Source organism: Halobacillus aidingensis, from assembly GCF_900104185.1.
GTDB classification, from domain to species: Bacteria; Bacillota; Bacilli; order Bacillales; family Halobacillaceae; genus Halobacillus; species Halobacillus aidingensis.
Genome location: NZ_FNIZ01000002.1, coordinates 287,673 through 314,382 on the forward strand (window position 1 = coordinate 287,673; position 26,710 = coordinate 314,382).

At 45.2% G+C, this 26,710-nt stretch carries 24 protein-coding genes, 1 pseudogene and 1 riboswitch; of the genes and pseudogenes, 15 read left to right on the forward strand and 10 right to left on the reverse strand.

The genetic code is table 11. From position 1 onward, the window contains the following. Nucleotides 1-142: 142 nt before the first annotated feature. Nucleotides 143-1,369, reverse strand: a complete 1,227-nt coding sequence (locus BLS23_RS03220; protein WP_089651084.1) for an MFS transporter — start codon at nt 1,367-1,369, stop codon at nt 143-145. Nucleotides 1,370-2,084: 715 nt separating this feature from the next. Beyond that, nucleotides 2,085-2,744: an ArsR/SmtB family transcription factor gene (locus tag BLS23_RS03225; RefSeq protein ID WP_089651085.1), complete on the reverse strand. Its 660-nt coding sequence runs from the start codon at nt 2,742-2,744 to the stop codon at nt 2,085-2,087. 238 nt (nt 2,745-2,982) lie between these two features. Between BLS23_RS03225 and BLS23_RS03230 the strand changes: the two genes are divergently transcribed. Then, entirely contained in the window at nt 2,983-4,248 is a 1,266-nt protein-coding gene (locus BLS23_RS03230; RefSeq protein WP_089651137.1) for an MFS transporter, read from the forward strand. A gap of 61 nt (nt 4,249-4,309) precedes the next feature. Here BLS23_RS03230 and BLS23_RS03235 read toward each other — a convergent pair. Then, nucleotides 4,310-5,070, reverse strand: a pseudogene (locus BLS23_RS03235) (MBL fold metallo-hydrolase). 117 nt (nt 5,071-5,187) lie between these two features. Here BLS23_RS03235 and BLS23_RS03240 point away from each other — a divergent pair. From BLS23_RS03240 to BLS23_RS03250, 3 genes are all read left to right on the forward strand, one after another. Further along, on the forward strand, nt 5,188-5,607 hold the full coding sequence (locus BLS23_RS03240; RefSeq protein WP_089651086.1) for an Lrp/AsnC family transcriptional regulator: 420 nt from the start codon (nt 5,188-5,190) through the stop codon (nt 5,605-5,607). Between the two features lie 127 nt (nt 5,608-5,734). Next, the gene (locus tag BLS23_RS03245; protein WP_089651087.1) at nt 5,735-6,586 is read left to right on the forward strand and encodes an STAS domain-containing protein; all 852 of its coding nucleotides are present in this window, start codon (nt 5,735-5,737) and stop codon (nt 6,584-6,586) included. A gap of 158 nt (nt 6,587-6,744) precedes the next feature. After that, complete coding sequence (locus BLS23_RS03250; protein ID WP_089651088.1) at nt 6,745-7,755, forward strand: DUF3231 family protein; 1,011 nt, start codon at nt 6,745-6,747, stop codon at nt 7,753-7,755. A 136-nt stretch (nt 7,756-7,891) separates the two neighbouring features. On the opposite strand, the gene BLS23_RS03255 is transcribed toward BLS23_RS03250, so the two are convergent. Further along, the gene (locus BLS23_RS03255; RefSeq protein WP_089651089.1) at nt 7,892-9,262 is read right to left on the reverse strand and encodes a DUF2254 domain-containing protein; all 1,371 of its coding nucleotides are present in this window, start codon (nt 9,260-9,262) and stop codon (nt 7,892-7,894) included. 257 nt (nt 9,263-9,519) lie between these two features. Next, a riboswitch (purine riboswitch) is annotated at nt 9,520-9,620 on the forward strand. Between the two features lie 67 nt (nt 9,621-9,687). Between BLS23_RS03255 and BLS23_RS03260 the strand changes: the two genes are divergently transcribed. Continuing rightward, complete coding sequence (locus tag BLS23_RS03260) at nt 9,688-10,980, forward strand: NCS2 family permease (RefSeq protein WP_089651090.1); 1,293 nt, start codon at nt 9,688-9,690, stop codon at nt 10,978-10,980. A 140-nt stretch (nt 10,981-11,120) separates the two neighbouring features. Beyond that, on the forward strand, nt 11,121-11,699 hold the full coding sequence (locus BLS23_RS03265) for a DUF4256 domain-containing protein (RefSeq protein ID WP_089651091.1): 579 nt from the start codon (nt 11,121-11,123) through the stop codon (nt 11,697-11,699). Between the two features lie 82 nt (nt 11,700-11,781). Here the strand turns inward: BLS23_RS03265 and BLS23_RS03270 are convergent, their stop codons facing one another. Beyond that, nucleotides 11,782-12,663, reverse strand: a complete 882-nt coding sequence (locus BLS23_RS03270; RefSeq protein WP_089651092.1) for a VanW family protein — start codon at nt 12,661-12,663, stop codon at nt 11,782-11,784. A 257-nt stretch (nt 12,664-12,920) separates the two neighbouring features. Here BLS23_RS03270 and BLS23_RS03275 point away from each other — a divergent pair, with 257 nt between their 5' ends. After that, nucleotides 12,921-13,370, forward strand: coding sequence for a hypothetical protein (locus BLS23_RS03275; RefSeq protein WP_089651093.1), 450 nt, complete (start codon nt 12,921-12,923; stop codon nt 13,368-13,370). A gap of 76 nt (nt 13,371-13,446) precedes the next feature. Next, on the forward strand, nt 13,447-14,094 hold the full coding sequence (locus tag BLS23_RS03280) for a hypothetical protein (protein ID WP_089651094.1): 648 nt from the start codon (nt 13,447-13,449) through the stop codon (nt 14,092-14,094). Nucleotides 14,095-14,153: 59 nt separating this feature from the next. Here BLS23_RS03280 and BLS23_RS03285 read toward each other — a convergent pair whose 3' ends face one another. Further along, nucleotides 14,154-14,888, reverse strand: a complete 735-nt coding sequence (locus tag BLS23_RS03285; protein ID WP_089651095.1) for a poly-gamma-glutamate hydrolase family protein — start codon at nt 14,886-14,888, stop codon at nt 14,154-14,156. Nucleotides 14,889-15,326: 438 nt separating this feature from the next. Here BLS23_RS03285 and dacB point away from each other — a divergent pair, with 438 nt between their 5' ends. Then, nucleotides 15,327-16,712 carry a D-alanyl-D-alanine carboxypeptidase/D-alanyl-D-alanine endopeptidase gene (gene dacB, locus BLS23_RS03290; protein ID WP_167355994.1) on the forward strand — a complete coding sequence of 462 codons (1,386 nt, stop codon included), beginning with the start codon at nt 15,327-15,329 and terminating at the stop codon, nt 16,710-16,712. 100 nt (nt 16,713-16,812) lie between these two features. Next, the gene (locus BLS23_RS03295) at nt 16,813-18,024 is read left to right on the forward strand and encodes a cation:proton antiporter (RefSeq protein ID WP_089651097.1); all 1,212 of its coding nucleotides are present in this window, start codon (nt 16,813-16,815) and stop codon (nt 18,022-18,024) included. A 68-nt stretch (nt 18,025-18,092) separates the two neighbouring features. On the opposite strand, the gene BLS23_RS03300 is transcribed toward BLS23_RS03295, so the two are convergent. From BLS23_RS03300 to BLS23_RS03310, 3 genes are read right to left on the reverse strand one after another with little or no spacing between them, the layout of a single operon-like run. Continuing rightward, nucleotides 18,093-18,818, reverse strand: coding sequence for an NAD-dependent protein deacylase (locus BLS23_RS03300; protein ID WP_089651098.1), 726 nt, complete (start codon nt 18,816-18,818; stop codon nt 18,093-18,095). A 15-nt stretch (nt 18,819-18,833) separates the two neighbouring features. Then, nucleotides 18,834-19,574: an oxygen-insensitive NADPH nitroreductase gene (gene nfsA, locus BLS23_RS03305; protein WP_089651099.1), complete on the reverse strand. Its 741-nt coding sequence runs from the start codon at nt 19,572-19,574 to the stop codon at nt 18,834-18,836. A 12-nt stretch (nt 19,575-19,586) separates the two neighbouring features. Next, nucleotides 19,587-20,264, reverse strand: coding sequence for a hypothetical protein (locus tag BLS23_RS03310; protein WP_089651100.1), 678 nt, complete (start codon nt 20,262-20,264; stop codon nt 19,587-19,589). Between the two features lie 161 nt (nt 20,265-20,425). On the opposite strand from BLS23_RS03310, the gene BLS23_RS03315 reads away from it, so the two are divergent. Further along, nucleotides 20,426-20,776 carry a hypothetical protein gene (locus BLS23_RS03315; RefSeq protein WP_089651101.1) on the forward strand — a complete coding sequence of 117 codons (351 nt, stop codon included), beginning with the start codon at nt 20,426-20,428 and terminating at the stop codon, nt 20,774-20,776. 12 nt (nt 20,777-20,788) lie between these two features. On the opposite strand, the gene BLS23_RS03320 is transcribed toward BLS23_RS03315, so the two are convergent. Next, entirely contained in the window at nt 20,789-21,037 is a 249-nt protein-coding gene (locus tag BLS23_RS03320; RefSeq protein WP_089651102.1) for a hypothetical protein, read from the reverse strand. A gap of 840 nt (nt 21,038-21,877) precedes the next feature. Here BLS23_RS03320 and BLS23_RS03330 point away from each other — a divergent pair. The 4 genes from BLS23_RS03330 to BLS23_RS03345 all read left to right on the forward strand — a co-directional run bounded on the left by BLS23_RS03330 (nt 21,878) and on the right by BLS23_RS03345 (nt 26,634). Beyond that, entirely contained in the window at nt 21,878-22,846 is a 969-nt protein-coding gene (locus BLS23_RS03330) for an ATP-binding cassette domain-containing protein (protein ID WP_244157049.1), read from the forward strand. Further along, nucleotides 22,836-23,615 (forward strand): ABC transporter permease, encoded by a 780-nt coding sequence (locus BLS23_RS03335; protein WP_115822165.1) that lies wholly within the window; start codon nt 22,836-22,838, stop codon nt 23,613-23,615. The genes BLS23_RS03330 and BLS23_RS03335 overlap by 11 nt, the downstream gene beginning before the upstream one ends. Before the next feature lie 154 nt (nt 23,616-23,769). After that, nucleotides 23,770-24,795: a ribosome small subunit-dependent GTPase A gene (rsgA, locus tag BLS23_RS03340; protein WP_089651105.1), complete on the forward strand. Its 1,026-nt coding sequence runs from the start codon at nt 23,770-23,772 to the stop codon at nt 24,793-24,795. 75 nt (nt 24,796-24,870) lie between these two features. Then, the gene (locus BLS23_RS03345; protein ID WP_089651106.1) at nt 24,871-26,634 is read left to right on the forward strand and encodes a dihydroorotate dehydrogenase; all 1,764 of its coding nucleotides are present in this window, start codon (nt 24,871-24,873) and stop codon (nt 26,632-26,634) included. Nucleotides 26,635-26,710: the final 76 nt, after the last annotated feature.

Below are 26,710 nucleotides of genomic sequence, written 5' to 3' on the forward strand. Positions count from 1 at the left end.
ACGACACCTAAGCTGTGAGAAATAGAGGCAATAGTAAGAATATTCCCTTAATTTGGTATAGAAAACATAAATTTGGAATGTTTTGTCATAAAAAAGCCAACCCGGCTCTTCTTGAAAAAACAGAGCCGGGTTGGCTTTTGGCTTATACTGAAGCTTGAAGCGTTTCTTTCATTTTCGTCCAGGCGATGATTCCGGCTACAAGCGGTAGAACGGCGACAAGACCGATGGCCCAGTCGACATTGATCATGTCGGCAATGATTCCGGCAATCAGTGCACCAAAGGCGTAGCCACTGTCTCTCCAAAACCTGTAAACACCCATGGATGTGGCGCGCCATTCTGGATGGGCTAAATCGCTTATGGAAGCGAGAATGGTCGGATAAACCATGGCTGTACCTATACCAAGCAGGGCGGCACCGATAATCCAAAGGGAATAGCTATCCACGAGCAAGATGAACCATAACGCGAATGCCTGAACAAACATTCCCGGTACAATCAATTTTTTACGTCCGATTTTATCGCTCCAAACCCCTGTGAATAATTGAAACAACCCCCAGGCTGCTGGATATACCGCAACCACTGTACCGATCTGACCGACATTCAAGCCACCAGCAGCAAGAAAGATCGGGAACAGTCCCCATGCCATGCCGTCTTTTAAGTTCGTCGTCAGACCAGCTAAGCTGTTGCTTGCTAAATCAGGGTTTTTCCATGAGGTACGCTTAAACACTTCCCAAGTGGAAACAGGGTCAGACTCGACCTTGTGTTGTTTTGCCTGTGTTTTCACATGCTGATCCGTATTTTGGACAATAAGAGATAAAATAAATCCAATGATGACGAGGACAATTCCAATGTAGAAGGGTTCCGGACTCAATGAATAAGTAGAAGCCACATACCCTGACACAACGGCCATAATCGCTACACCGATGTAGCCGGCAAATTCGTTGAAGCCGACAGCTAATCCCCGCTGTGTGGATTTAGCGAGATCGACCTTCATGTTTACGGTCATCGACCATGTGAGTGCTTGGTTAATCCCTAAAAAGATGTTGGCGACAATGACAACCCACCAGGCATGAGCGAAAATCACCAGGATCGGAACGATTAACCCGATTCCCCAGCCAACGAGCAGCACCTGTTTTCTTCCCATCCGATCGGCCAGGTCCCCTGCGAAGAAATTGACGATCGCTTTTGAAAAACCAAAGCTGACAATAAAGGATAAGGCGGCACTCATGGATGCCAATCCGAATCGTTCTTCTCCTATAATCGGCAGAATGGTCCTTTCCAAACCGACCATAGACCCGACGAACAGGTTGATCACCACCAGTAACACAAATTGAACAATATTTTCTCTAACACCTACTTGCACATTTCTCATAGGGTATCCCTTCTTTAAAAGCACCTGATGGAGTCAATCAGGTGCTTTATTTTTTTCGTTGCTAATAATTAGTTATTAAAGGATTTGGCATTATTGGTTAAGATTCAGTTTCGAGATGGTTTTGTGATTCTAGGAGCTCCGGGAAACAGTTCGCTTTCCATGGGGCGGGCGCTGAGCCTCCTCAGGCTACGCCTTCCGGGGTCTCAGCTTTCCCGCACAACCCATAGGAGTCTCACCGTTTCCCTCCGCCCCTTTACCATATGAGGTTCTCGAAATCCCTCTTATAGGACCCTGCCTAGTTGTCGCTTTCCACGAGAGTTTTCTCAATCCCTTTGCCATATCAATGTCTCGAAACCACTTTTGAAAACAGATTGTATGATAGAAGGATGCGGATCATAAACACCTCTTCCCACTAGGAATTTAGAACGTAAAAGCAAGTTCAGAAGTGCTTTATACTAATAGTACCGGGTTAGTGGAAGACACTCTTTTGAGGTATTGAGGTTCGTTTCTCACATACATCGAATGGGGTGGTTGGGAAGCTGCGAGACTCCCGTGGGAATGGATTGGCTGGCGAGACCCCACAGAGCGAAGCTCGAGGAGGCTTGCCGTCATCCCCACAGGAAAGCGAGTAGCTTCCCAACCACCCCTGAATCCCAATAAGGCAACGAACCCGAAAACATCTCGAAATGGAGTCTTCCACAACCGGGCTTACGGTTTAGTGGGTATGATGTTCTTTATATTGGTTCCACTCATGAATACCTGCTTCCAAACGGGCGGCATCAAAGCCTTCTGCTTTCAAATACTCCACCGCTTCGGTTGCATAGACACAGTATGGACCGCGGCAGTATGCAATCACTTTTTTATCCTTCGGAAGATTACGGATATAATCATTCAACTCTTCCATAGGGATGGAAATCGCTCCATCCAGATGGCCGCTTAAATACTCTGCTTTCGGGCGGACATCAATCAGTATGTGGCTTTCCTCTTTCTTGCGTTCGACCCAGTCCTCAAGCTCCAGTGTTTCCAGATCTTCGCCTCTTTTTATAAAGCTTTCCCGTAAAAGATTCACATCAGCCATTTGTGCTTCGGCGATGGATTTTAAGGAGAAAAGAAGGTCCGTGACTTCAGGGTTTGCGAGTTGATAAATGACATAATTTTTTTCCTTTTTATAACTCACTAAACGAGCGTCCAGTAATGCCTGTAAGTGTTTTGATGTATTAGCCATAGACATTTTCGTTTCTTTGGATAACCCTTCGACCGATTTCGGTGATTGAGAAAGCAAATCGAGCAGTTCCAATCGTTTCGGGCTGGATAAAACTTTTCCAATCCGGGCGAATTCATTGTAGATGGTATCTTTGAATGATCTTGCATCCATGTTTACACTCCATCTCCTTACATTTAACTATTTAACTGAATGGTTGAATAATATCATTAGGGAATGTGTAATGTAAAGAATCATGATCAAGAAGGGGGAAGAAGATGTACTTTATTGGTGGTTTAAAAAGATTGACAATCGATCCATTTCTCACTAATATACAACTATTCAATTATTTAGTTGAATGCAAGAGCTGCTTCGTTTTGTTATTAATGTTTCAAAGAGGGAAGGTGTGGAGATGTCCGGAAGCATCAAGGATCCCGTTCAGGATTACATAGCTTCTCCTGAGCAGTTAAAAAGAATGTATAGAAAAGTATTGGTTGTTGTGAGTATATCGCAAATATTTGGTGGCGCTGGTCTTGCGGCGGGGATTACCGTTGGGGCTTTGTTAGCACAGGAGATGCTCGGTACGGATGCTTTTGCTGGGGTTCCGGCCGCTTTATTCACTTTAGGATCGGCGGGAGCCGCTTTAATCGTCGGAAGACTTTCTCAGCGGTATGGACGTCGCACAGGTTTATCGGCAGGGTTTATTGTAGGCGGTCTTGGTTCGATCGGGGTAGTGTTTGCAGCCGTTTTCCATAGTGTCCTTCTCTTATTTGTTTCTCTTTTGATTTATGGTGCGGGTACGGCGACCAATTTGCAGGCCCGTTATGCAGGGACAGACCTGGCAAGTCAAAAGCAGCGGGCTACGGCTGTAAGTATTACAATGGTCATGACAACATTTGGAGCTGTAGCAGGACCGAATTTAGTCGGAATCATGGGGGAGATCGCTCGTTCCATCGGAATTCCAGCACTGGCAGGGCCATTTGTTTTATCGGCAGCGGCTTACATCCTGGCGGGCGCTGTGCTTTTTATGCTGCTCCGTCCGGATCCGCTGGATATGGCCAAAAAGATCGCTTCGTATAACAAAGAAAACAATCAACGCATGGGTTCGGATCTTATAAACAATCATTCAGACAAAAAAGGTCTTGCTGTCGGGGCGACGGTTATGGTGTTAACCCAGCTTGTAATGGTCGCCATCATGACGATGACCCCTGTCCATATGAAAAATCATGGACATGGTTTGAGTGAAGTGGGAATGGTCATCGGCTTTCATATTGGAGCGATGTATCTTCCATCCCTGATCACTGGGGTATTGGTTGATAAAATAGGGCGGACAGCTATGAGTATAGCTTCTGGTATCATATTATTACTGGCTGGTTTAGTAGCGGCTTCCGCACCTAGTGATTCTGTGTTTCTATTAATTGTCGCCCTTTCATTGCTGGGGTTGGGATGGAATTTCGGTTTGATCAGTGGTACCGCACAAGTTGTGGATTCGACTATGCCTGCAACACGTGCGAAAACACAAGGGACCCTTGATGTGTTTATTGCCTTAGCCGGTGCTTCCGGAGGTGCGCTTTCGGGAATGGTAGCTGCGAATTCAAGTTTCGCCATTTTATCTATCGGAGGGGGCCTCTTATCGCTTCTTCTCATTCCAGTTGTCATCTGGTCCCGACGCCATTGAGTAGAAAAAAGGCCAGCGTCCCTGACGGATGGGATGCTGGCAAGACAAATAGAACGGTTCTTCAAAAGGAATACGAGTCCCCATCTTCGGGAATTCTGACATGTGAGTCCATCCCTACGTCATTCGTATAATCTTTTAGTTCTTTTCTCGACAATGTCCAGTGGTTAACAGCTTCCATATGAACGACAATGATTTCGGCATCAGGGGAAGCTTTATGCACTTCGTGGATATCTTCTTTTCCCATGACAAGTGATCCCCCTTGATGGAATTGGTTATCCCCGCCATTGACTATGATAATATCCGGCTGGTGCTGATCGATTTCTTTTTGCACACCTTCATACCATACGGTGTCTCCTGCAACATATAATGTTTTTTCATCCGGGTGTTTGAAGATGACGCCACAGACTTTCCCGGCAAATTCGAGAATGTCCCCCCTTCCATGTTCTCCAGCTGTCTTCGTTAATTGGATGCCATGAAAGCCTGTGTCTTCTGTAAGCACTTCAACATTTTGAAAACGCTGTTGTTCACTTCAGCCGCATCTTCTGCATTTTGAACAAACATTTTCATATCTTTTGGCAGTACTTTTTTAGCTGCCTCATCGAAGTGATCCAAATGCAAATGGGTGACAATGACCGCATCCACATCCTTCATCACTTGATCCAGTGAAGTGGGTAAATGAACCAATGGGTTATTTTGATCCTGGCGTACCGAATCAGGAAAGGGAGGGTAAGCACCTTTGTCTGCTAACATAGGGTCTATTAAAAACTTTTTATCTGCGTATTTTACGATAAGTGTCGCATTTCGAATGTGTGTGATCTCCATTTGAAAACTCCTTTTCTAAGGTCTACGTCTATTTTATACTTAGTTAAACAGAGAACGACATAGATAAAATCAAGTCTTTGTGTGTTTTTACTTGATTTATGAAAGGATAGAATCAACATGCTGGATCATACAGATTTGAAAATCATACAGGAATTGACACACAACAGCCGGATGACGATGAAAGAATTAGGAGATAAAGTCCATTTGACAGGACAAGCGGCCGCGACAAGGGTGGCAAAGCTGGAAGAACAAGGCGTTGTCGAGGGGTATACGGTAAAAGTGAACAAGAAGAAGATCGGGTATGCCGTTCATGCTTTTATTACGGTTATGACCCAAAGTACCTCGCACCATCCTTATCTGAATTTTGTTGAAACCCAAACGAAGCATGTGGAGAATCATTACAAAATCAGTGGAGAGGGATGCTATATGTTGGAGTGCCGATTTGTTTCTCATGAACAATTGGATCAGTTCCTGGTAGATTTGAACCGGCATGCCAATTATAAGTTATCGATCGTGATCAATCATCAGTCTAAGTGAATGAAAGCGTTTTTAGGGGTTCGGGCCGGATACTGGTTTTATTCCTACCATGAAGGTGAAAGAAGTGGTATGATAACGAATAAATAATCACAGAGCCTTCTGTGAAAAAATAAGAAAGGGTGAAAGCATGGAATTGAAATATGATTACTCCGATCAATTAAAAGGATTCTTCGAGAAAAATAATCAAATCTTCGAACAAACCCTCCTGAACGAAGCCGTGAATGTGAAAGACAAGATTGATGATATTTTGACGGTAGGGAACATCGATCTTGTGAACAATGCGCACCACCTTGTTTTTTATATCATTGATGGCGAAGATGAAGCCTTAAGGAATTTTGCGAAAAAAGAAGGCATTGCCTGGGCGACGCATGCTATTGACCTGTCATTCAAGTTAGAATGGATCCAGGCCATCCGCAGAACCCTTTGGGCCATGATTGAAAAATTTTATGAAATGAATGAGAATAAGCAAGTCCGCTATTTCTTTCAAATGGAACATGCGATCAATAACCGCGTCGATGAATTTCTGAATTCGTTCTTCATCAGTTTCTCTACATACAAGGACTCTCTGCTTACAGCGCAACAGGAACTCGTGAAGAATCTTTCTGTTCCCATCATTCCTATCGATGCCTCCATCTGTATACTCCCGCTTATTGGGTCACTGGATACCAACCGAATCGAAACCCTCAAAGATAAAGTGTTAGTCAAAGTATCTGAATTGAGGATTGAAACATTAATTATGGATTTATCCGGTGTTGCAGCGATGGATAAAGAAAGTACGATTGAATTGATGAAGCTCCTTGACGGTATAGCGATGATGGGCTGTAAAACGGTCATTACAGGGCTCAGGAAAGAAACGGTACGGGAGATTACAAATAGTGGCGTCAACTTCAATCAGCAAACAGAGACGCTGGCTACTTTACAGCAAGCATTAAGTGAATATTTCCTGCCGGGAAGAGAAAAACTGCCGGCTGATTTTTAAAGGAAAGAGGAAGAAGAGGGGGCTTTTAGGCTTCCTCTCTTTTTAGATTCTGTGACCGGCCTTTTGAGTGAAAGCTTTCGTGGCGTAGGGAGGATTGCAATTAATTTTCCTATATGGGACATACTATTTCTTGAATGATTCAATAGGAGGGTGCCGTCATGGAAGATAAGCATCATTTCGTAAAGTTAACCTCAGCAGACATTACAATTCTTTGGAAAACTTATATCCAAAGCACGGCTGTCTATTGTTTTTATAAACATTTTCTTCAAAATCTTCAAGATGTTGAAATTAAACCCATGGTAGAAGAAGCTTTGAATAATGTTGACTATACTATAGGAAACGTGGAAGCCATTTTTAATGAAGAAAAATTTCCTATTCCAAAAGGTTTTTCGGATAAGGATGTTGACCTTTCTGCTCCCGCTTTATTTACAGACTTGTATGCCTTGAGTTTTGTTTATCGAGGGGGTCAAATCACCATTCCTCATTATGCGAACGCTTTGACGAAAGTTACTCGAATGGATATCTACGCGTTGCTTGAGGAATGCCAATCCCGAGAAACGGAATTACATAGGAAAGTCTTAAACTTGATGTTTTCCAAAGGAATCTTCGACCGACCTCCGAAGATCGAATATCCAAAAGAAGCGGAGTTCATCGAGCACCAACCTTCGTTAGTCAACACGTGGTTAGGGGAAAAGAGACCATTAAACGTCTTAGAGCTGGCAGAGATTTTCCAGGATATTGAGAGAAATGGGATGGGGCTTGTCCTTTTGATTGGGTTTTTACAAGTGACGAAAGATAAGGAAATCAAGAACTATTTATTAAAAGGGAAGAAACTTGCGGAAAACCAAATTGAAACGCTCGATCAATTATTGAAAGAAAACGATCACCATATTGGTTCACCTGTTCCTATAGAAGTAACAAACTCGACTACTTCTCCGTTTTCTGAACGGTTGATCCTGTTTTTAATCAGTGCTTCAAACCAAGTGGCTATTTCTAAGCTTGGAGACGCCTTGTCTGTTTCAATGCGGAAGGACTTAGCCGTTCAATACGGCCGCTTTATTGCCGATGTCATGAAATTCGGGGATGAAGGGCAGAAGCTTATGATCGAAAGAGGATGGATGGAAAAACCGCCACAACCGATGGACCGAAACAAACTTTATAAATCATAAATTTCACCGCTGTAGACGTATATGATGATCATGGGGATTTTTACTGATGAAAGTATGGATCCAATGATGATGCCTGACCTCTCCTACGTCATCCTTTTAGCAGAGTGAGGTCAGGCACCTCCAAAGAAGCAGTAAGCTATGAGAATACCCTTTTCGAAAGCATTTCTTCTAATTGTGGATATGCTTCAGTGTGATCGGTATGTGCAGCGACTGCTTTTAAGTGTTTTAAGATGTAATGACAATCTTCTTTATAAAGAGAGTACTTTTGGTACCCTTTTATCGTACTCTCTGCGAAATCCCAAATGTCATCGTGAACGTTGCGATTCATGGACTCTGCTAAAAGACTGAGCATTTCCATGATTGTGATAATGACAGTAGAATTTTGACTGGCATATTCTCGAATATATCCGTAACTCTTATAAAGGAAATAATCAAAGCCATCGTGTTTGAGCCTCAACCTTACGTGATTTTCATCGTCTACCAAAATCGGTGAGAAGCTTGTAGCGTTCCCTATTTCTTTCAACAAGTCTGTGATCTGATACAATGTGTTGTTCACAGTTAACGGGTCGTTATTCCCCAAACCTTTTACAGCGACTTCCACTAACTTTTCCAGCCCGAACTCCAAGTCTTGAATTTCGGTTTTTTTCGTATCCACGCGAACAAGCTTTCTATATTTTTCTTCATCAAACGTGTGGCTGCCCTGCCTGTAATCAAAAAGGGGAGTATTCTCTAGAATAAATTGACCAATCGACACTCTTAATTCAATGACAATATCATCGTTTTTAGCTTCTTCGATAATCTTTTGAAAATTAGCGGATTGCAGGTGTCCAGATCTCCTTGCATAAATGGTCTTTACTTCGCGATCGGCCCATCTTTCCTCACTATATTCCTCTCCAACTGTGCTCCTGTATGGTCCGATTTCCTCTAATAATGAACTCCTAATCGTATTTCTGGTGGTCTTTTTCATATTCGATGTAATGTTGTGGACTTGAAGCCATGTCGAAGTATGGTTTACGAAATAGATGAACGTGACAGCAGCCACGAAAGTGACCATGACGGAAAACAGAGGGATAACGAAATACACTTCATTAGAACTATTGCTCAAGAAAAGAATATTTAATAGGACATAAATGAAGCTCCCGTTAAAAATTCCGAGCACGTGTTGAGTGGGAGGTTCACTGATGAAATTCAATACCATACGGGAGGAAAACTGCCCGCTCAGGGTAGTCAAAGCCACCAACAAAGAGTTGATTGTAAAGGCGCTTAGAGTTAAAACGCCACCAATAAGTGTCGTAATTAACAGCCTCGTCGTCGCTCCGTTGAACACCATGCCATTCGGCACATGTTTATGTATATCTAAATAAGTATCAAAGAAAGCACTCAGCACTGATAACGCAAGGGCTACCCCGATATAACGAAGGGGCATCAACCATAGTGTTTGGTTGAGTTCATTCCGCCTTTCCCGTTTGGTCATAAAAAAATAACGTTGTATGTCCGGCTTTTTCATTTTGCCACTCCTATCACTTGATGGAATCGAATCACTTCTTGTATTTATCCATCTTACAGTTCTACCACAAATCTGTTTATTTTAATCTCTTATTCCCAACATAGGAGAAAGCGAAAGAGAGAAGGGTGGATGGAATATGGTAGGACCGGGAGTTGAGGAGGCAGAGATGATTTAAGAAATCAGAAAAAAGTGAATTCCCGAACATTTTCTATATTCATTGACCCATCTCTATTGGGTTGGTATGATTCTCCCTATAATTAAAAACAGATGCAGCACCTTGTATAAGTTCAGGAATACGGCCTGAACGTTTCTACCAGCTACCGGAAATAGCTCGTCTACAAGGGGAGGAACGTCTATGTTTCTTTCCCTATGTAAAAGCACCGGTAGATGACCGGTGCTTTTTTTCGTTTGTAGGAGGGGACATCATGAGAAACTTTTTTCAATTCAAAGAACGTGAAACGAATTTTCAAAAAGAAACGCTCGCTGGAATTACGACGTTTCTTTCCATGGCCTATATATTAGTCGTCAACCCGATCATTTTAAGTCAGGCAGGGATGGATAAAGGAGCGCTCTTTACGGCTACCGCTTTATCTGCGATTGTCGGATCGCTGTTAATCGGGCTTATGGCCAACTTTCCTGTAGGAATTGCGCCGAGTATGGGGCTCAATTCATTCTTCACCTTTTCTGTTGTCATCGGGATGGGGATTGAATGGCAGGTCGCTTTAACCGGCGTCTTCATCGCTGGAATCATCTTTATGATTTTGAGTCTCTTGAAGATCCGCGAGAAAATCATCAATGTGATTCCGAAAGACTTGAAACATGCGATTGCAGGTGGCATCGGCTTTTTCATTGCATTCATTGGTTTGAAAAATGCCGGCATCGTTGTCGGGAGCGAGGAAACGTTCGTATCGATCGGTCAGTTGACTTCTCCAACGACAGCTCTTGCTGCGTTCGGGTTTATCATAACGCTGATGATGCTTGTGCGTGGCATTCGTGGAGGTATTTTTTACGGGATTGTCGTTACGAGCATCATAGGGATGATCGTTGGTTTAGTGGATGTGCCGAGCTCCGTAGTAGGGGAGATTCCAAGCCTTGAGCCAACCTTCGGCGTGGTGTTTCAGCATTTAGGAGATATCTTTAGACCGGAAGTCTTAGCTGTTATTTTCACTTTCTTGTTTGTCGCTTTCTTCGATACAGCCGGGGCGCTCATTGCTGTGGCCAGTCAGGCTGGAATCATGAAGGACAACAAAATTCCGAACGCAGGACGTGCCTTATTGGCTGACTCTACTTCAGGCGTGGCGGGAGCGATTTTTGGAACATCGACGACGGCTTCATTCGTTGAATCTTCTGCTGGGGTTGCTGTCGGCGGCCGTACAGGATTTACGAGCGTTGTCATCTCGATCTGTTTCTTTATCGCGTTGTTCTTTTCGCCTGTCCTTGGTGTCATTACACCAGAAGTGACGGCACCTGCACTGATCATCGTCGGTGCTCTTATGGCGACAGAGGTGAAAGAAATCGATTGGAGTCGGTTTGAAATCGTCGTGCCGGCATTCGTCACGATCATCATGATGCCGCTCACGTTTAGTGTCGCGACAGGGATTGCGCTTGGCTTTATTCTTTATCCATTTGCCATGATCGCGAAAAGGGATTGGAAACAGGTCCACCCGATCATGTACACGCTTGGTGGATTGTTTATTATGTATTTTGTATTTTTGTAAAAAGAAGAAGACCCGGGACCGCGTTATGGTTCCGGGCTTTTCCTTTTTTATGACAAACGGACGGGAAGTCTGCATTATTTTATAGTAAACTGAAAGATACAACAACCATTTTTAATAAAATCAGATAGGGAGGAATCAAAATGGCAGAAAATGCGGAAGTCAGTCATGGAAAAGAGCTTTCCCAACAGGAAAAGGAAGAGTTATTCCTAGTATTAAAAACACGATTTGAGAAAAATATGCGCCGTCATGAAGATCTGAATTGGGAAAAAGTCCAGGTGAGGCTAGAAGAGCATCCTCAAAAGCTGTGGTCGCTCAACGAAATGGAAAGAACCGGAGGGGAGCCGGACGTCGTTTGCTGCGAAGATGAGGACGTGTACATTTTTTTTGATTGTTCAAAAGAAAGCCCGAAAGGACGCAGGAGCGTTTGTTACGATAAGAAGGCGTTAGAGTCGAGAAAGAAATACAAGCCTGAAACCAGCGCTGAGGCCATGGCCGAATCCATGGGGATCGAGCTGTTGACAGAAGAGCAGTATAGAACCTTACAGGAACTTGGGGAATTTGATTTGAAGACTTCCAGTTGGGTACATACCCCGGAGGAAATCAGGGAACTCGGGGGAGCGCTTTTTTGTGACCGTCGTTTCGATCATGTTTTCGTGTACCACAATGGAGCAGAATCCTACTATAAAGCCAGAGGGTTTCGGGGTTCGCTTACGATATGAGACCGTCACGATCCATGAAGGTGCCCGTCCTATAGAAGGACCGGGCACTTTTTTTATGACTCCGGCCTAAACAGGTCCGCAGTCAGGAAGCTTCGTGCTCGTCTTTTCTTTTACCCATATCAATAGAGTCAGAGGAAAAAATCTTGACAATCATCTGTCCCTCGTAAACCTTGGAGCGGATAAGTAAAGGCTGATTATACTGATTTTTAAACGTGAAATCGGGACCATACCAGCTCACTGTCGCATCTCGCCCTTCCGGTACATAAGGAACACGTTTACTATGCGAATAGCGTTCCATAATCTCAACTCCGGCTAAGTCCACGGAGTTGAACAGTGTGGAAGACAACTGGCAGATCCCACCGCCAATGCCTTCTGTCACTTCACCTTTGACGATGACCGGGGCTCTTTTGTATCCCTTTTCCACCGTTCTTTTTCCTACAACTTTATTGAAAGAAAAGACCTCGCCAGGAAAGACGACATGACTGTCCAGGGCTTCGGCAGCCAAACGGATATTGTGGGAGCGTTCTTTATTATTTTTATTGAAATAGGTTACATATTGGCCGATCTGTTTCGTGCGGATGGTTGCGAGTAATTCACCATCGACTCTAGGGTGAGCAGGAATTGTAGGCACATGGATTGTAGCTTTCCCGGTGCTGTGCAGATAGTGGTAAAAATCTTCCGTGAATTTTTGTTGATCGACTTTACGCCCCGCCTTACCGGGAATGATTTCCTCTGCTTTCCCGATTTTTGCAGGGACTGGCTCACGGTAGATTTTTCCTTCCAGCTGTTCCACCAGTTGGGTGGCTTTCTCTTGATTCACAAAGGGCTTGCCTAACATCACGTCCGTGAAGTCTTCCCGGTTCACAGACATCAATTGTTCCCCGTCAAAAGTGATGGATACATTCTCTTCTTGAATGAACGGTGCAGCGATTAATAAGCATAGTGATAAAATGGTAATTTTCATCCGAGACTCCTCCTGAAGTTAGTATGAGTAGGAGATCTAAGAATCATGTGAGAAGCTTTGTGGAAATACAATTCAGCTAATGAATGTGTCATTCATTTATTGTGTAAGGCGTGTGCGTAAGAAAGCAGGGGAGAATTCATAAGGTTCAATCTCTTTTTTGTTTGCATTTGAAAAAGGATGTGAAACGATTCCTTGCTTTAATCGTATAAGAAGGAATGAAATTCAAGAGAAGGATATACGGGTAAGGAGGTATGATCATGAGTGAAGAAATGTTGAATAAAGGAAGTCGGGTCCTACTTTACATAGCGTTTCTTATGGCCGCATTTTTCTTATCCTATTTTCTCGCTTATCCACTCGGGTATTCTCCGCTCGGTTATGAAGTGGTGGAAAAGCAGGAGAACGCAGTGGTTGTACAGTCTTTGAATACGTGGGGATTTGAAGAAGAGAGGGTCACCTATCAACCACCTGAAGGGTATGAATGGAGAGCGGAAGCACTGGCCGATCGTATTGAGGGTCAAGCTATGGAGTATCACCTCTTTTTCACATCCATCATGGTAGCAATCTTCTGGCTGGGGATGGAGGTCCTCAAAGGGAGATCAATGAAGAAAGTGCTAGTCCTCAGCAGTTTTTATGTTTTTGTTTCTGGACTATCCCTTATCCAGCATTTGGGGAATATTAAGGAAATTCTAGAGGGTTCCTTATATTAGGGAGTTCATTGTTACCACAGGGTAGCAGAAAGCGCTGTTAAATTCTGTTCTTCACCTCAACTAACGGAGGGATTTTTTGATAAACGAACGTCTGCGTAAAGTCATGCTCATCGCACTCCCGTTCATAGCTGTCGCGACACTGCTTGGTGTTGGATGGTCAGGGGCTTATTTGGATGATGGTGTTGAAATTGGAAATGTTATATTATTAATCAGCATTTTAGGGGCAGCGTCACTGGCCTTCTTATCCTTGCTCTATAGAAGAAAAGCAGGAATAGTTACAGGAATGGTGATCACTTTTTTCCTAGTCACTCCTGCTGTGTTTTATTTTGTAAACAAACCAACGACTACAACATTCGAAGAAGCGATGCCTGATGAAATCAGTGATGCACAGGTGGTGACGGAAATGACAATCTATGATGAAAAGGAGAGGGGATTCAAATCCGTCACGCTTGAAAACCTTGAAGAGATAAAAAAAATCCTGCAAAGCCCCTCGAGCATGACGCTTGTGACTACAGATGAGGGGCTCTCCCGCCATCTCTATTCCATCTACTTGAAAGGGGATTCCTATGAAGACGAGGTTCGGATCATTGTCGGGGATGACGCGCTCCGTATCATGGGGAGTATGGATGGGGAGGATCTCGGCGCTGAATATGAAGTGGAAGGACAAAATTCCCTTTTACAAATGATCGAGAATGCGGATTTCAAATGGGAAAAAGGATCATAGCTGAGTTGATCATTCCCAACAGGAAAACGCTCCATCACAGAGGTGGAGCGTTACATCTGTTATTCCTTGTATTCTTCCATCGCCCTTTTTATCGCTTTTACATACGCTTTAAAGGCTTCCGTCTCATTAGAAGCATCTTTCCTTGATGAGTAACTGATGTCTCCATTCTTATAAAACGCCTTCCTCTGTCCGCGTGTGATCTCAAGCTGCACGCCTTTCTCTGTCTTCGTCTTGTTGACGTAATTGTCAGGGTGATCGCCGTCCAGGTGTTCAGGAGCTTGTTCGACGGCAAATCCCTTTTCCTCTAAATGGCGCTTCACGATTTTCATCAACTCTTTATCCCGGCCGCCAATCAGTGTCTTTCGCTCATCTCCACCTGCCCCGTGAATGGAAATGTGATGATCGGCCATTGCAACCATTTCAAGCGCCTGAGGCTCATCAAAGTTTGTGGAGGTGATATGTAAGTTTCTGAAATTATCAGAGGCTAATCTTCCTTTGAATGCGTAATAGGGAAAAGATTTTCCCGCAATCGCATCAGCTAAGGACGATGTCGTTTCTTCAATCCCACCGCCATGGATTGCGCTGACCAGCCATTGCTGATTCCCTTCCGTACTTGTGGCAATAATCCAGTCTTCTCCTTCCTCATAGACTTCCGTCAACTCTTCAAACGAACAGAACCGATCCCCGGAACAGTCGTCTTCGGTGGTTTTTGATTTTTCTTCTTTTCCATCATTTAAGAACCATAGCAACGCTGCTAACATAACGCCTATGGCCAATATAAGTTTTATTTTCATATCGCCACCTCTTCCTTCTAAAGGTACTCTATCAATGATGGTATCAAATGGATAACAATATGCTTAGTCGTTGAAAGGGGATTTGTGGGATGAAGATTCGTTAGTGTTACAAGGGACCATGAATGAATTCATATAAATGGAAAAGAAAGATAAAAAAATTTCCTTGAAGCTGAGTTGGATGGGTAAATACTTTCACTTCATTCCTCATTCACTATCATAATAGCTTTTAACATGTGGGCGTATAGAAAAAGAGAAAGTTACAAAATCTGTCTGCTCTGCTACTATAAACATAGGCAAAATTTTTAGGAGGCCTGTACATAAAGATGTCGACAACAAAGAGCATGCAGCTAGTCATCCCTTTTCTTACCATCATCCATGATGTTGTTTTTTAATTCAACGTTGGAAGAAGAAAAGGAGGTCTCGAAAGGGGAGACGTCATTGAAAGATAAAATTGACGATTTGTTAGAAGATAAAGCTCTTCATGGGGCGATCACAGGAGTGAGCATTCGACATGCCGAGTCAGGAGAGGTTGTTTATGAAAAGAATGCTCATCTACGTCTGACGCCTGCCTCGAATACTAAGTTGTTCACAGGAGCTGCAGCTTTGGAAACACTTGGACCTGAGTACACGTTTGCAACAGAATTATGGTCAGACGGGGATATGGAGGACGGTAAACTGGACGGAAACCTCTATGTAAAGGGAAAAGGGGATCCGACCTTAACAGCAAAAGACTTGAGTGAATTAGCTGTTTTTTTACGAGAAAAAGGAATCCGGAAAATCACAGGAGATGTCATAGCGGATGATACGTGGTATGACGATATCCGTTTATCTGATGGGATTCTATGGTCGCAGGAAAGTGAATACTACGCCTCACAAGTGTCTGCGCTGACCGTGTCTCCGGATCAGGATTATGATGCAGGAACCGTGTTGATCAGCGTCTCTCCTGCAAATAAAGATGGGGAACCAGGGAAGATCGAAGTCACCCCAGATAATAAATATGTGGAAATCGTGAACAGGACAAAGACCGGTAAAACAAGAGAAGAAGATGAATTAAAGGTTGAGAGGGAGCACGGAACCAATCGCATCATTGTAGAGGGGAAGATGGAGATCGATGATCCTGTTTCTAAGTCGTGGATTGCAGTATTTGAACCGACAGGGCTCGTCACTGAACTTTTTCATCAGTCCTTAATGAAAGAGGGAATTCGTGTGCAGGGGTCACATACGAGAATCGCTGAAACTCCTGGGCATGCCATACGCTTGTATGAGCGTTCGTCCATGCCCTTAAAGGAGTTGTTCCTCCCCTTTATGAAACTCAGCAACAACGGACATGCCGAAGTATTAGTGAAGGAAATGGGCAAGGTCGTTCATGGTGAAGGAAGCTGGGAAAAAGGGCTGGATGTTGTTGAAGCAGAAATGCGGCGTTTAGGGGTGGATATCGAGACCATTCAACTGAATGATGGGTCGGGAATGTCGTCCACAAATTTAATCCCTGCCAACGAAATCTCACAATTGCTTTACCTTGTTCAAGAGAAAAAATGGTTCCCAGAATTCTTGCAATCGCTTCCTGTTGCAGGTAATGAAAAGAGATTCGCAGGGGGCACGTTGCGCCACAGGATGCAGGGGACCAATGCGGAAGGAAATGTCAAAGCGAAAACAGGGACGTTGACAGGTGTTTCCTCCCTCTCCGGGTATGTAACGACAAAAGACGAGGAACCTCTGATTTTTGCGATGGTATTTAATCACTTCTTGTCGGAAGATGTGGATGAGATCGAAGACCAATTGGCCATCATACTTTCAGATCATCAGCTGATAGTTAAAGAATAACGGCAGCGCGGACGTTTTTTTACGTCCGTTTTTTTATGGGTAAGGGGCGAGCAAGAAGGGAAAGACTAATTATAGCGCATTCATACTGGGAGGGTTTCTCATGCACGGATTTCATGATGTTTTCATTCAAATTCTACTGTTACTCGCTATCTCTGTCACGGTTATCGCGATCGCCAAACTTTTGAAGGAACCGGACTCGGTGGCTCTTGTTTTGGTCGGCCTTGTCCTCGGACTGACACAGCTGCCATTCATTGAGGAAGCGGAAAGCTACATCACACAGTCGGAAGTGTTCCAAGCGACCGTCATCTCGCTGTTCCTTCCAATTCTACTAGGTGATGCGACGTTGAAACTGCCTTTTCATCATCTGTTTTCACAAAAGAAGACGGTCATGGGGCTCGCGTTTTTGGGGACTTTCATATCGTCGCTTACCATCGGGGCCGCGTCATATTTCTTATTGGACTTGCCGCTTGCTGTCGCGTTTACATTTGCTGCGCTTATGAGTGCGACCGATCCCATCAGTGTGCTGTCCATCTTCAAGTCTCTTGGGGTAAAACAAAAAATGTCGACGATTATGGAGGGGGAGTCGTTGTTCAATGACGGTATTGCCGTCGTCCTCTTCAAAATCGCCAGCATCTACTTGCTGACTTACATTGAAATGGGCTGGGCCGGACTCGGCAGCGGGGTGTTCATGTTCTTGAAATTTGCGGTCGGTGGCGCCCTGGTCGGACTGATCTTAGGCTATGTGTTCTCTCAAGTGATTCGTGTCTATGATGATTACCCATTGGAAGTTGCCTTCAGTGCCCTGTTGTTTTTCGGAAGTTACTTCATCGCTGAACACTTCCATACATCGGGCGTCATCGCCGTTGTCGTCGGTGGATTCGTCTTCGGTGATTACGGTGCGAAGATCGGCATGTCGGAAGAAACGAAGACGAACCTTAATACGTTCTGGGATAGTGTCACCTTGCTTGCTAATGCGCTGATCTTCCTGATGGTCGGTCTTGAAATACGGAACATCGATCTTGCGGGGAACTGGGGATATATCGTTGGAGCGATCGCTATTGTACTAGTCGGACGTACCATCGCGGTGTACATCGGAACAGGATGGATAAAAGAACTGTCTTCCAAAGAAAGAATCCTCATCAACTGGGGTGGATTAAGAGGAAGTCTCTCCATCGCACTTGCCTTGAGTCTGCCGATGGATTTTGACGGCCGGGAACAAGTACTGCTGCTCACCTTTTCCGTCGTCCTCTTCTCATTGATCGTCCAAGGGCTGACATTAAAGCCTGTCATCAAAAAACTCGGCTTAGCCTAACATCCATATTCTGGTGTACCAGGTCATACAGATAATGGAAAAAGCCTCCTTCATCGAAGGAGGCTTTTTTACATCTTTTCTTTTATTTTTGTTATGGCTTTTGACAAATCCTCGTGCACGACATAGTCAAATAGACGGTCCTTATCTGTTGGTTCATTGTTGATGAGAACGGTCGTCGTGTTTTCCTGTTCATAGGCAAGATAAGGCAGCAGGTTGAAAGGAGTCACGAAAAGCGATGTTCCCATGACGAGCAGAAGGTCCGCTTTTTCAATAATCGACTCGGCCTCATCGTGAGCGGTGATCATATCACCAAACAGCAGGACATCCGGTTTCAAAACCGATCCGCAATCTTCACAAACCGGCACAGCTACCTTCATGACATCATCCAAAGAATAGGACTTTCCACAGTTCGGACAGCTCGATCGGTTTAACGTTCCATGATATTCAAGGACACGGGAGCTGCCGGCAAGCGAATGGAGCCCGTCGACGTTCTGGGTGATGACCGATACTTCCCGCTCATCGGTTTCCAAATCCTTGATGAACTGATGCACAAGGTTCGGCTGGTAGTCTTTTAACAGCTTCATCCGGAAGATCGCCTTGTACTTTTTCCAAAAATCCTCGGGGTCATGGAAAAAGTAATCGGTGGACATGTAATACTCGCGATCATGATTTTCTGTCCATAATCCTTCACTCGAGCGAAAATCAGGGATGCCGCTCGCTGTCGAAACGCCGGCACCAGTCAGTACGGCGATCCGTTCGGCACTTTTTATGTTGAGAGCAATCGTTTCATACATAGACGGCAACTCCTCTTACTGCTTGTTAAAGCCTTTCTTTTTCACGATGCTTGTGACGTCCATCCGCATCGGTTTTGTGAAGCGGCGCAGCATTTGATCGGTCCAGGAATCATTCCTTGTATTCGTCTGACGCGACTGATAGTACGCGGCGATCTGTTCATCAAACGCTCCCAGTTCATCTTTATGTTCGCGCTTGTATTCATTTTCAAAATAAACCGCTTCTTTAGGAAGTCGGGGTTTCTTATCAGGCTGGTGATCGGGTTCGCCGAGGACCATGCCGAAAAGTGGCAGCACGTGTTTCGGCAGTCCGAGTATTTCATCGACTTTATCAAGCTGGTTACGGATGCTTCCGATATAGCAGATACCGAGCCCCATCGATTCTGCAGCAACCGCCGCGTTCTGGGCAGCAAGCGCTGCGTCAATCGCTGAAACGAGAAAATGCTCACTGTTCTCAAGGTTGGCAAGCATCTCTTCATACTGATCTGAAGAGGCGTGGAGGGTATGACGGTAGAGATCGGCACAGAAAATCATCAAATGCCCGTTATTTTTCACATATCCTTGCCCGGTGATTTCTGCAAGTTGAGCTTTTTTCTTTTCATCTGTTACCCCGATGATCGTATAAGCCATCATGTAGCTTGAGGTTGACGCTTGCTGGGCGGCAGACAAAATGGTGCTCAGCTGCTCGTCAGTCACGGGTGTATCTTTGAATTTTCGAATCGAACGGTGATTCAAAAGTGTTTCTATTGTTTCATTCATGAACGTGGCCTCCTATTTGTAGATCCATTGCGTCCGGACCGGATCCTTGGTATCGGAACCTGCCACTGGATCGTTACTGGTGATTTGCAATCGTTCTTCATCCATAAAAGTAACAGAATGGATGGCGTATTGATACTGATTCGGTTTCGGGAGGAGGTGATCTTCCCCAGGTTCCAGTTCAATCGGTTCGAGCGTATCAAGGTCCATGACGATGAGCTGGTGCATCGCTTCTTTTTCATACGTGCGTTCGAAAAGGAAGGCCACGTACTGCTGGTCAGGAGAAGCTTGGCTTGAAACCAGTTTGCTCAAATCACTCATTAAAAACGAGTGCTTCTGTTCAAAATCAATCATCAAATGCGAGCAACGCTGTTCATGACAGGCAAACTCCACCAAGTACTGGTCCTCTTTTATTTTTGAAAAAGGGAGCTTGCGCAGTTGTTGTTCCGGTTGATTAAAATTATGTACAAATTGAGATAGAATGGGATAGTCTTTGGCCGTGAATGGATAGGAAGCGCCATCGAGGGTAAGCTGCATTTTATTATCATTGTCTTCCGCTCCTTCTTCATCGATGAGGGGATCGTCCCCTTCAAGCGAATTCATATTCAACGTGTCCTCTGCATCTGCATTCGAGCTGCATCCGACTAACAAAAGAAGGACCAAGCCGATCCACCACACGTTTTTCTTTATCATAAGCAATTCCCTCACTTAAAAAAGCTCTTTTCTACAGGATACCACAACAGTCGAAAATTCATGAGGGTGAAACTTTTACAAAGATTATCTGCGTTCTTGAAGGAATAAGGAATAGAAAAAAAGAAATATATCCTCATAGAAAAAAGATTGAGGTGGGGGTAATGGGAGAAGTCTACAGCTTCAAAGCTTTTCAGTCAAAGAAAGAAAAAGAGAAGAAGATCCAGGACCCGAGAATAACCGTAGCGATTTATCGAAGTGTCGTTTATTATGTGGATTTGTATAGCGGTGAAACCTATGAAGATGCACTGGAGCACTTAACGACTAATGTGAAGCTTGCCACCGTATTCAAAAATGACCGTTCCAAATTTTTGGAGGCGTTTGCTGCCATCATTCAACATTGGGAGCTCCCTCCCAACAGCCATCAGGAACTACCTGGAAATCGAGAGCTCGCCCAATTTCCGACCCTTGGAGATCTTTGTATATATATAGAAAAAAAGGTGAAAGACCTATAAGACGATGATTTCTCATGTCTCATAGCCTTTCACCTTTTTCATGTTGACGATTCCTACGTAGAACTGTGTCAACCCGATTCCGAACAAAAGCGGTCCGACACTTGTCGCAAGCATCGTACTGATCAGCGTCTGCACCATCCCAATCGCGATCAACATCATGTATTTTTCTGCTCTAAACGTTAAGTATGAACCTAACAACGTACCGATACTGATGATCAAAAGGGCCGGCATCAACCAAGGATAAACCTGCATAAGCTCCATGATATTCACCTCCTTAAATATATTCTGAAAATTCTTATTATTAAAGATTCTATCACGTTATGAAACCCTGTTTCAACCGTGAAAACCGTCTAGTTTTGGCGGTTTTCCGTTGTGACGTAAAAATAAAGATTCCCCGTTTGAAACAGCTTCAAACCCCCAATCCCTCATATTTATCTTTCTTTCACTAATGCTCCCTTTAGTTGAATACTCAGTATCGAGATAACCGGGGTTCGTTTGCTGTATTGGGAATCAGGGGTGGTTGGGAAGCCGCTCGCTTTCCTGCGGGGATGACGGAGAGCCTCCTCGAGCTGCGCTCTGCGGGGTCTCTCCAGCCAATCCATTCCCGCGGGAGTCTCCCAGCTTCCCAGCCACCCCATTCGGTGAATGTGAGAAACGACCCCCTTTTGCCAAGTTGGATTGTCTTCCACTATCCCACTGTTAGAATCATAAAGCGCTCTGTATCAAGTTTTCAGGATTCATGAACCTGGACATGGGAGTTTATTCTTACACTCTCATCAAGCTGGATAGCTACTTATCCGAGAAGTGGTTTCGAGAATCTTCCATGGCAAAGGGGCGGAGGGGAATGAGGAGACTCCTGCGGGAAGAGAGTGCTTGGTGAGACCCCGCAAGGCGTCAGCCTGAGGAGGCTCAACGCGCTCCCGCGGAAAGCGAGTTATTCCCCGCAGCCCCAATCCACTCAACAAAAGTCTCGAAAACAAGTCTTCAACAATGCTGCCATTTAGAAGAACAAGGGAATGTGGAGAAGAGAGATTGGAAAAGTGAATATGGTAGGACATTTGTATATAGTAAAGATATGGAAAGATGACTGGAGGGATTGTTGTGAATGGGAAAATCGTTGTTGAACACCTAACCAAAACGTTCAAAAAAGGAAACGTCCAAGCGGTAAAAGATGTTTCTTTCGAAGTAGAGGAAGGGGAATTTTTCGCTTTTCTAGGACCGAACGGAGCAGGTAAATCGACCACCGTTCAAATTTTGACGACGCTCATCAATGCCACTTCTGGAAAAGCAGAAGTGGCCGGCCACGACGTCATCCGAGAGCCGGAAAAAGTGAGACGTTATATAGGTGTAGCCCTGCAGGAAACAGGTGTGGACCCTGATCTGACAGGCAGGGAAATGATTGAGCTTCAAGCGAATATTTTCGGCTTCCGTAAAGAAGAAGGGAAAAAGAGGGCCCAGGAGTTGTTGGAGATTGTGCAGCTTACAGAAGCGGCGGAACGGAGAATCGGCAACTATTCGGGCGGGATGCGCAGGCGTCTTGATCTTGCACTGACACTCGTCAATGAACCGAAAATCCTTTTTCTCGATGAACCGACAACAGGGCTTGATCCTTCGAACCGGATGGCGATTTGGGAGGAATTGCGACGGCTGAACGAGGAAGTGGGCACCACCATTTTTCTTACTACCCAGTATTTAGAGGAAGCCGATTCGCTTGCTCACCGCATCAGTATCATCAATGATGGGGAGATTGTTGCGACAGGCACGCCGAAAGAATTGAAGGCACAAATCGGAAATGATCTGATCACCCTTACTTTGAAAAATGAAAAACAGCAATCCGAGGCGGTGGAGTACTTACGTGGACAAATGGCGGGCGTTGACGTGATCAATCGTCAGAATAAGGTGCTCATATACGTTGAAGAGGGGACGAAGCAATTGCTTGAAGTTGTCCGTCTGTTTGATCAGGAAGGCTATGAAATCGAGGACATCCAACTCTCCTCCCCAACGCTGGATGATATTTTCTTGAAGATCACGAGTGAGAAAAAGGAAGGAGTGAGAGCGGTTGGGGAATAACCTATGGAAAGATACGTGGCTCATGACAGTAAGAAACATCAAAACGACGTTACGTAATCCGTTTTCTTTTATCCCGAACCTGATCATATCGGCTTTCTTCCTCCTTGTTTATGAAGGCGGGTTGAGCGGAATTTCCCAGCTCCCGACATTTGAAGGGGCGAACTATTTGGCGTTCATTCTGCCAGTGTCGATTGTATCTGCGGCCATTGGTGGAGCCGGGGGTGCCGGACAGAGCATCGTGAAGGATATAGAGAATGGTTTTTTCTCCCGGTTATTGCTGACGCCAGCTTCAAGATTGGCGATCGTCCTCGGACCAATCATTGCCGGGATGCTTCAACTCGTCGTTCAAACACTGCTGATCATCGGCATCGCCTTTTTGCTCGGTCTTGAAGTGGTCACAGGTTTCGGAGGCATTTTGTTTGTGCTGCTGATTGCCGTCGGCTGGGGGCTTGCGTTTGCCGGCTATTCTGCCGGGGTCGCGCTTCGGACTGGGAACGCTCAGGCCGCACAAGCGGGAACGTTCATCTTTTTCCCGCTCATTTTCCTAAGCACCACTTTCGTCCCGTATGAGCTGATTGAAGCTCAGTGGCTGAAAATCGCGGCGACGATCAACCCGACGACTTACATTTTTGAAAGTATGCGGACGGCACTCATCGACGGCTGGGTGTTTTGGGATTTGATGCAGGGGGTATTCGCGATCGTCATCGTGTGCACCATCACCATAACCTTTGCAGCCATTTCTGCGAAAAAAGCAGTTTCCCGGGGATAAACGTAACCACTGGCAAAAAATTCTGATATAATGGAACTAATCAAAAAGTTAGGAGTGATGTTTTATGGCAAACGTAACAACTCAATTCATCTCAAAACCATCAAATCACGGAGGACATCACTCGTAACGTCCTCCAAAATTCAGGAGGAATCGAATGAAACGGAATGATTTTACAGAATTTTTTAAAGCACAGACGAACGAAGGGGAACAGATCGGAAGAATCACCCGCCTGACCCATGGCCTGTACACCGTTGTGGATGATGAACAGGAGCGGAACGGAGAAGTCTCCGGAAGGTTTCATCATACCGTACAGGTTGACAAAGATTACCCGGCTGTCGGGGATTGGGTCGTATTTGAACCTTATGATGCAGGGGCGCGTGCGAAAATCCACCGCGTCCTGGACCGGCGGACGGTCTTGTCCAGAAAAAAGGCGGGCGGAAGTCATCAGGAGCAAATCATTGCGGCGAACGTCGATACCGTGTTTATCGTCACCGCTTTGACCCAGGAATTTAACCCAAGAAGAATCGAACGGTATGTTCAGCAAATTTATGAGAGTGGAGCGAGCCCGGTTGTTGTTTTAACAAAACGGGACTTGTGCGACACGGTGCCTGATCATATTACTGAAGTCGAAAGTGTAGCGCCGGGCGTTCCTGTCTATGCAGTCGATAGTTTGACAGGGGGAGGAATGGGAGAGCTTGTCACTGAATTACGGACTGGCGAAACCATTTCGCTCGTAGGTTCTTCCGGAGTCGGCAAGTCAACACTCATCAACCATTTGCTCGGCATGGAAAAACAAGCGACTCAAGGGGTGCGTGAAGAGGATCAGCGCGGGCGGCATACGACGACGCACAGAGAGCTGTTTGAACTGCCGAATGGAACTTATATCATTGACACACCCGGCATGCGTGAATTGCAGTTATGGGGTGGAGATGAAGAAGGGGTGGACCAGACATTCTCTGATATCGACCGCCTGAGCGCGTCTTGTAAGTTCAGAGACTGTAAGCATGAACAAGAGCCGGGGTGTGCGGTGAAGCAAGCGATTGAAGAGGGAGAGCTGGAAGCTGCGCGTCTGAAAAGCTACAACAAGTTAAAACGAGAGCTGAAGCGGCTCGAATTGAAAGATCGGTACGGGACGCATCGCACGAACCGGATGCTCCACGGACCGAATGCGATCAAGTAGAAAAAAGAGGTGCCGGTTCCGGTGCCTCTTTTCTTGTAGCTGGAGCTTTTGATTATAAAAGAAAAGGAAGATTGTATGCCGGATTGGTCTTATCATGTGTTATTCAAACCGTGGCTGTCAAAGTTAGCCCCTGTGACTTCAAGAGAATTTATACATAAAAATATGAACCGGATCGCTTGTCTTCCTGGAGGGAGGTCTATCATCCATTTTCTTGGGAAAGAAGAAATTTCCGAGAAACTCACCACTTCTCTTGGGGGCGAACCGATCCGTGGACCTGTTGGATTATCAGGAAAAATCGATCCGCGGTTATCAGGTACGAAGGCATTCAGTCACTTAGGTTTCAGTATGATCGGAGTTGGTCCGGTGACGCTGGAACCGCAGAATGGGGATTTCCCTGAAAGGAAAGAGGGTCGCCTGCTGCTTCCGGATCACGGAGAGTCGATTGGTTTGGAGGAAACGGTTCGTCGGTTGGAAAAGGCGGATGCAGAAATTCCTTATCTCTTTCATTTGCAAGGGTCACAAGATGAAATTTTTAAAATGGCAGAAGCTCTAAAACCTTTTCATGGGATATTCAGTTTCTCTCATGATGAGTGGTCGCCGAATCTAGTTGGAAAACTCTCAGAATGGAAACCCGTTTTTTTAAGAGTTCCCAGTAAGAATGTTTCTGAGGTAGACAGATTTGGAGGAGTCGCCGGCTTCGTCTTAGAAAAACCTGGTGGGGAAGGTAATTTAGAAGCGCACAAAAAGGCAATGGAAAAGCTGCAGGGCTATGATGTGGTTACGGTCGGCGGAGTGAAGGAACCCGCAGATGTGCTGGCCCTCCTTTCCGCCGGTGCCCGTATGGTATTTCTTTCTACTGAATACGTCGAAGCAGGTCCTGGACTACCGAAGCGGATTCACGAAGCGCTGCTGGATGAAAGAGCTCAAGGTGGCAAGGAGGAAACCGGCTGGATGTGGTATTTTCTTTTCGGCCTGGCGATTTTTCTAGGTGGCATCCTCGCCTTGGTGTTCAGTTTGACCTCGGTCATCCTGCCTTATGATGAAACGTTCCTCGGAATATCCAGACAACAATTGCTATGGTTCAATGAACGGATCCTCTGGTTTATGGCCCACGACCGGATGACCCTCGCCGGTACCATGATTTCCGGTGGGCTGCTTTATATGTGGCTGGCAAGGTATTCTGTTTCCAAGGGAGAAAAATGGGCGAAACAAGCGATTGACTTTGCTGCGATTGCAGGCTTTTTAGGCATTCTCTTTTTTATCGGATATGGCTATTTTGACTGGCTGCACCTGTTATTCTGGATCATCCTTCTGCCGCTATATGTGACGGGATGGATCAAATCCCGGGGTCTCTCCGAAAAGCCAGCTTCGAAGAATCGAAGAAATAACAGAACGTGGCTTCTCGGCGTCTATGGACAATTTTGCTTCGTCGTCCTCGGATTCTCTTTCGTCCTTGGTGGCATCATCATTTCCTATATCGGCGTGACAGGCGTCTTTATCCCGACTGATATTCAGTATCTTTGCATGCCTCCTGAACTGATACAGAGTTTCAACGAACGATTGATTCCCGTCATCGCCCATGACCGCGCCGGTTTCGGAAGCGCACTGTTCAGTGTCGGGTCCCTCGTCCTGATGAGCGCTTTATGGGGGTATCACCAGGGCAAACGCTGGTTTTGGTGGATGTTCTTGATCGGAGGTATCCCTGCCTTTGCCGCAGGGATTTTTGTACATATCATGATCGGCTATACGACATTCATCCACTTGCTGCCTGCGTACATTGCTCTGTTCTTTTACGTGGGAGGCCTTGTTCTGTCTTATCGTTATTTAATGAGTAAATGATGCGAAAGGTCATCCGATTTGAGGATGACCTTTCGCACGCAAGAAAGCCGAGTCGCACGCAAGAAAGCCGAGTCGC

Bases quoted from the DNA above. Each gene is read 5' to 3' on its own strand.
- BLS23_RS03260 (WP_089651090.1), top strand. From the start codon at position 9,688: ATGAGAAACTTTTTTCAATTCAAAGAACGTGAAACGAATTTTCAAAAA.
- BLS23_RS03265 (WP_089651091.1), top strand. From the start codon at position 11,121: ATGGCAGAAAATGCGGAAGTCAGTCATGGAAAAGAGCTTTCCCAACAG.
- BLS23_RS03300 (WP_089651098.1), bottom strand. From the start codon at position 18,818: ATGTATGAAACGATTGCTCTCAACATAAAAAGTGCCGAACGGATCGCC.
- BLS23_RS03225 (WP_089651085.1), bottom strand. From the start codon at position 2,744: ATGGATGCAAGATCATTCAAAGATACCATCTACAATGAATTCGCCCGG.
- BLS23_RS03275 (WP_089651093.1), top strand. From the start codon at position 12,921: ATGAGTGAAGAAATGTTGAATAAAGGAAGTCGGGTCCTACTTTACATA.
- BLS23_RS03230 (WP_089651137.1), top strand. From the start codon at position 2,983: ATGTCCGGAAGCATCAAGGATCCCGTTCAGGATTACATAGCTTCTCCT.
- BLS23_RS03285 (WP_089651095.1), bottom strand. From the start codon at position 14,888: ATGAAAATAAAACTTATATTGGCCATAGGCGTTATGTTAGCAGCGTTG.
- BLS23_RS03245 (WP_089651087.1), top strand. From the start codon at position 5,735: ATGGAATTGAAATATGATTACTCCGATCAATTAAAAGGATTCTTCGAG.
- nfsA (WP_089651099.1), bottom strand. From the start codon at position 19,574: ATGAATGAAACAATAGAAACACTTTTGAATCACCGTTCGATTCGAAAA.
- BLS23_RS03310 (WP_089651100.1), bottom strand. From the start codon at position 20,264: ATGATAAAGAAAAACGTGTGGTGGATCGGCTTGGTCCTTCTTTTGTTA.
- BLS23_RS03270 (WP_089651092.1), bottom strand. From the start codon at position 12,663: ATGAAAATTACCATTTTATCACTATGCTTATTAATCGCTGCACCGTTC.
- BLS23_RS03345 (WP_089651106.1), top strand. From the start codon at position 24,871: ATGCCGGATTGGTCTTATCATGTGTTATTCAAACCGTGGCTGTCAAAG.
- BLS23_RS03320 (WP_089651102.1), bottom strand. From the start codon at position 21,037: ATGGAGCTTATGCAGGTTTATCCTTGGTTGATGCCGGCCCTTTTGATC.
- BLS23_RS03220 (WP_089651084.1), bottom strand. From the start codon at position 1,369: ATGAGAAATGTGCAAGTAGGTGTTAGAGAAAATATTGTTCAATTTGTG.
- BLS23_RS03255 (WP_089651089.1), bottom strand. From the start codon at position 9,262: ATGAAAAAGCCGGACATACAACGTTATTTTTTTATGACCAAACGGGAA.
- rsgA (WP_089651105.1), top strand. From the start codon at position 23,770: ATGAAACGGAATGATTTTACAGAATTTTTTAAAGCACAGACGAACGAA.
- BLS23_RS03295 (WP_089651097.1), top strand. From the start codon at position 16,813: ATGCACGGATTTCATGATGTTTTCATTCAAATTCTACTGTTACTCGCT.
- BLS23_RS03250 (WP_089651088.1), top strand. From the start codon at position 6,745: ATGGAAGATAAGCATCATTTCGTAAAGTTAACCTCAGCAGACATTACA.
- BLS23_RS03315 (WP_089651101.1), top strand. From the start codon at position 20,426: ATGGGAGAAGTCTACAGCTTCAAAGCTTTTCAGTCAAAGAAAGAAAAA.
- BLS23_RS03240 (WP_089651086.1), top strand. From the start codon at position 5,188: ATGCTGGATCATACAGATTTGAAAATCATACAGGAATTGACACACAAC.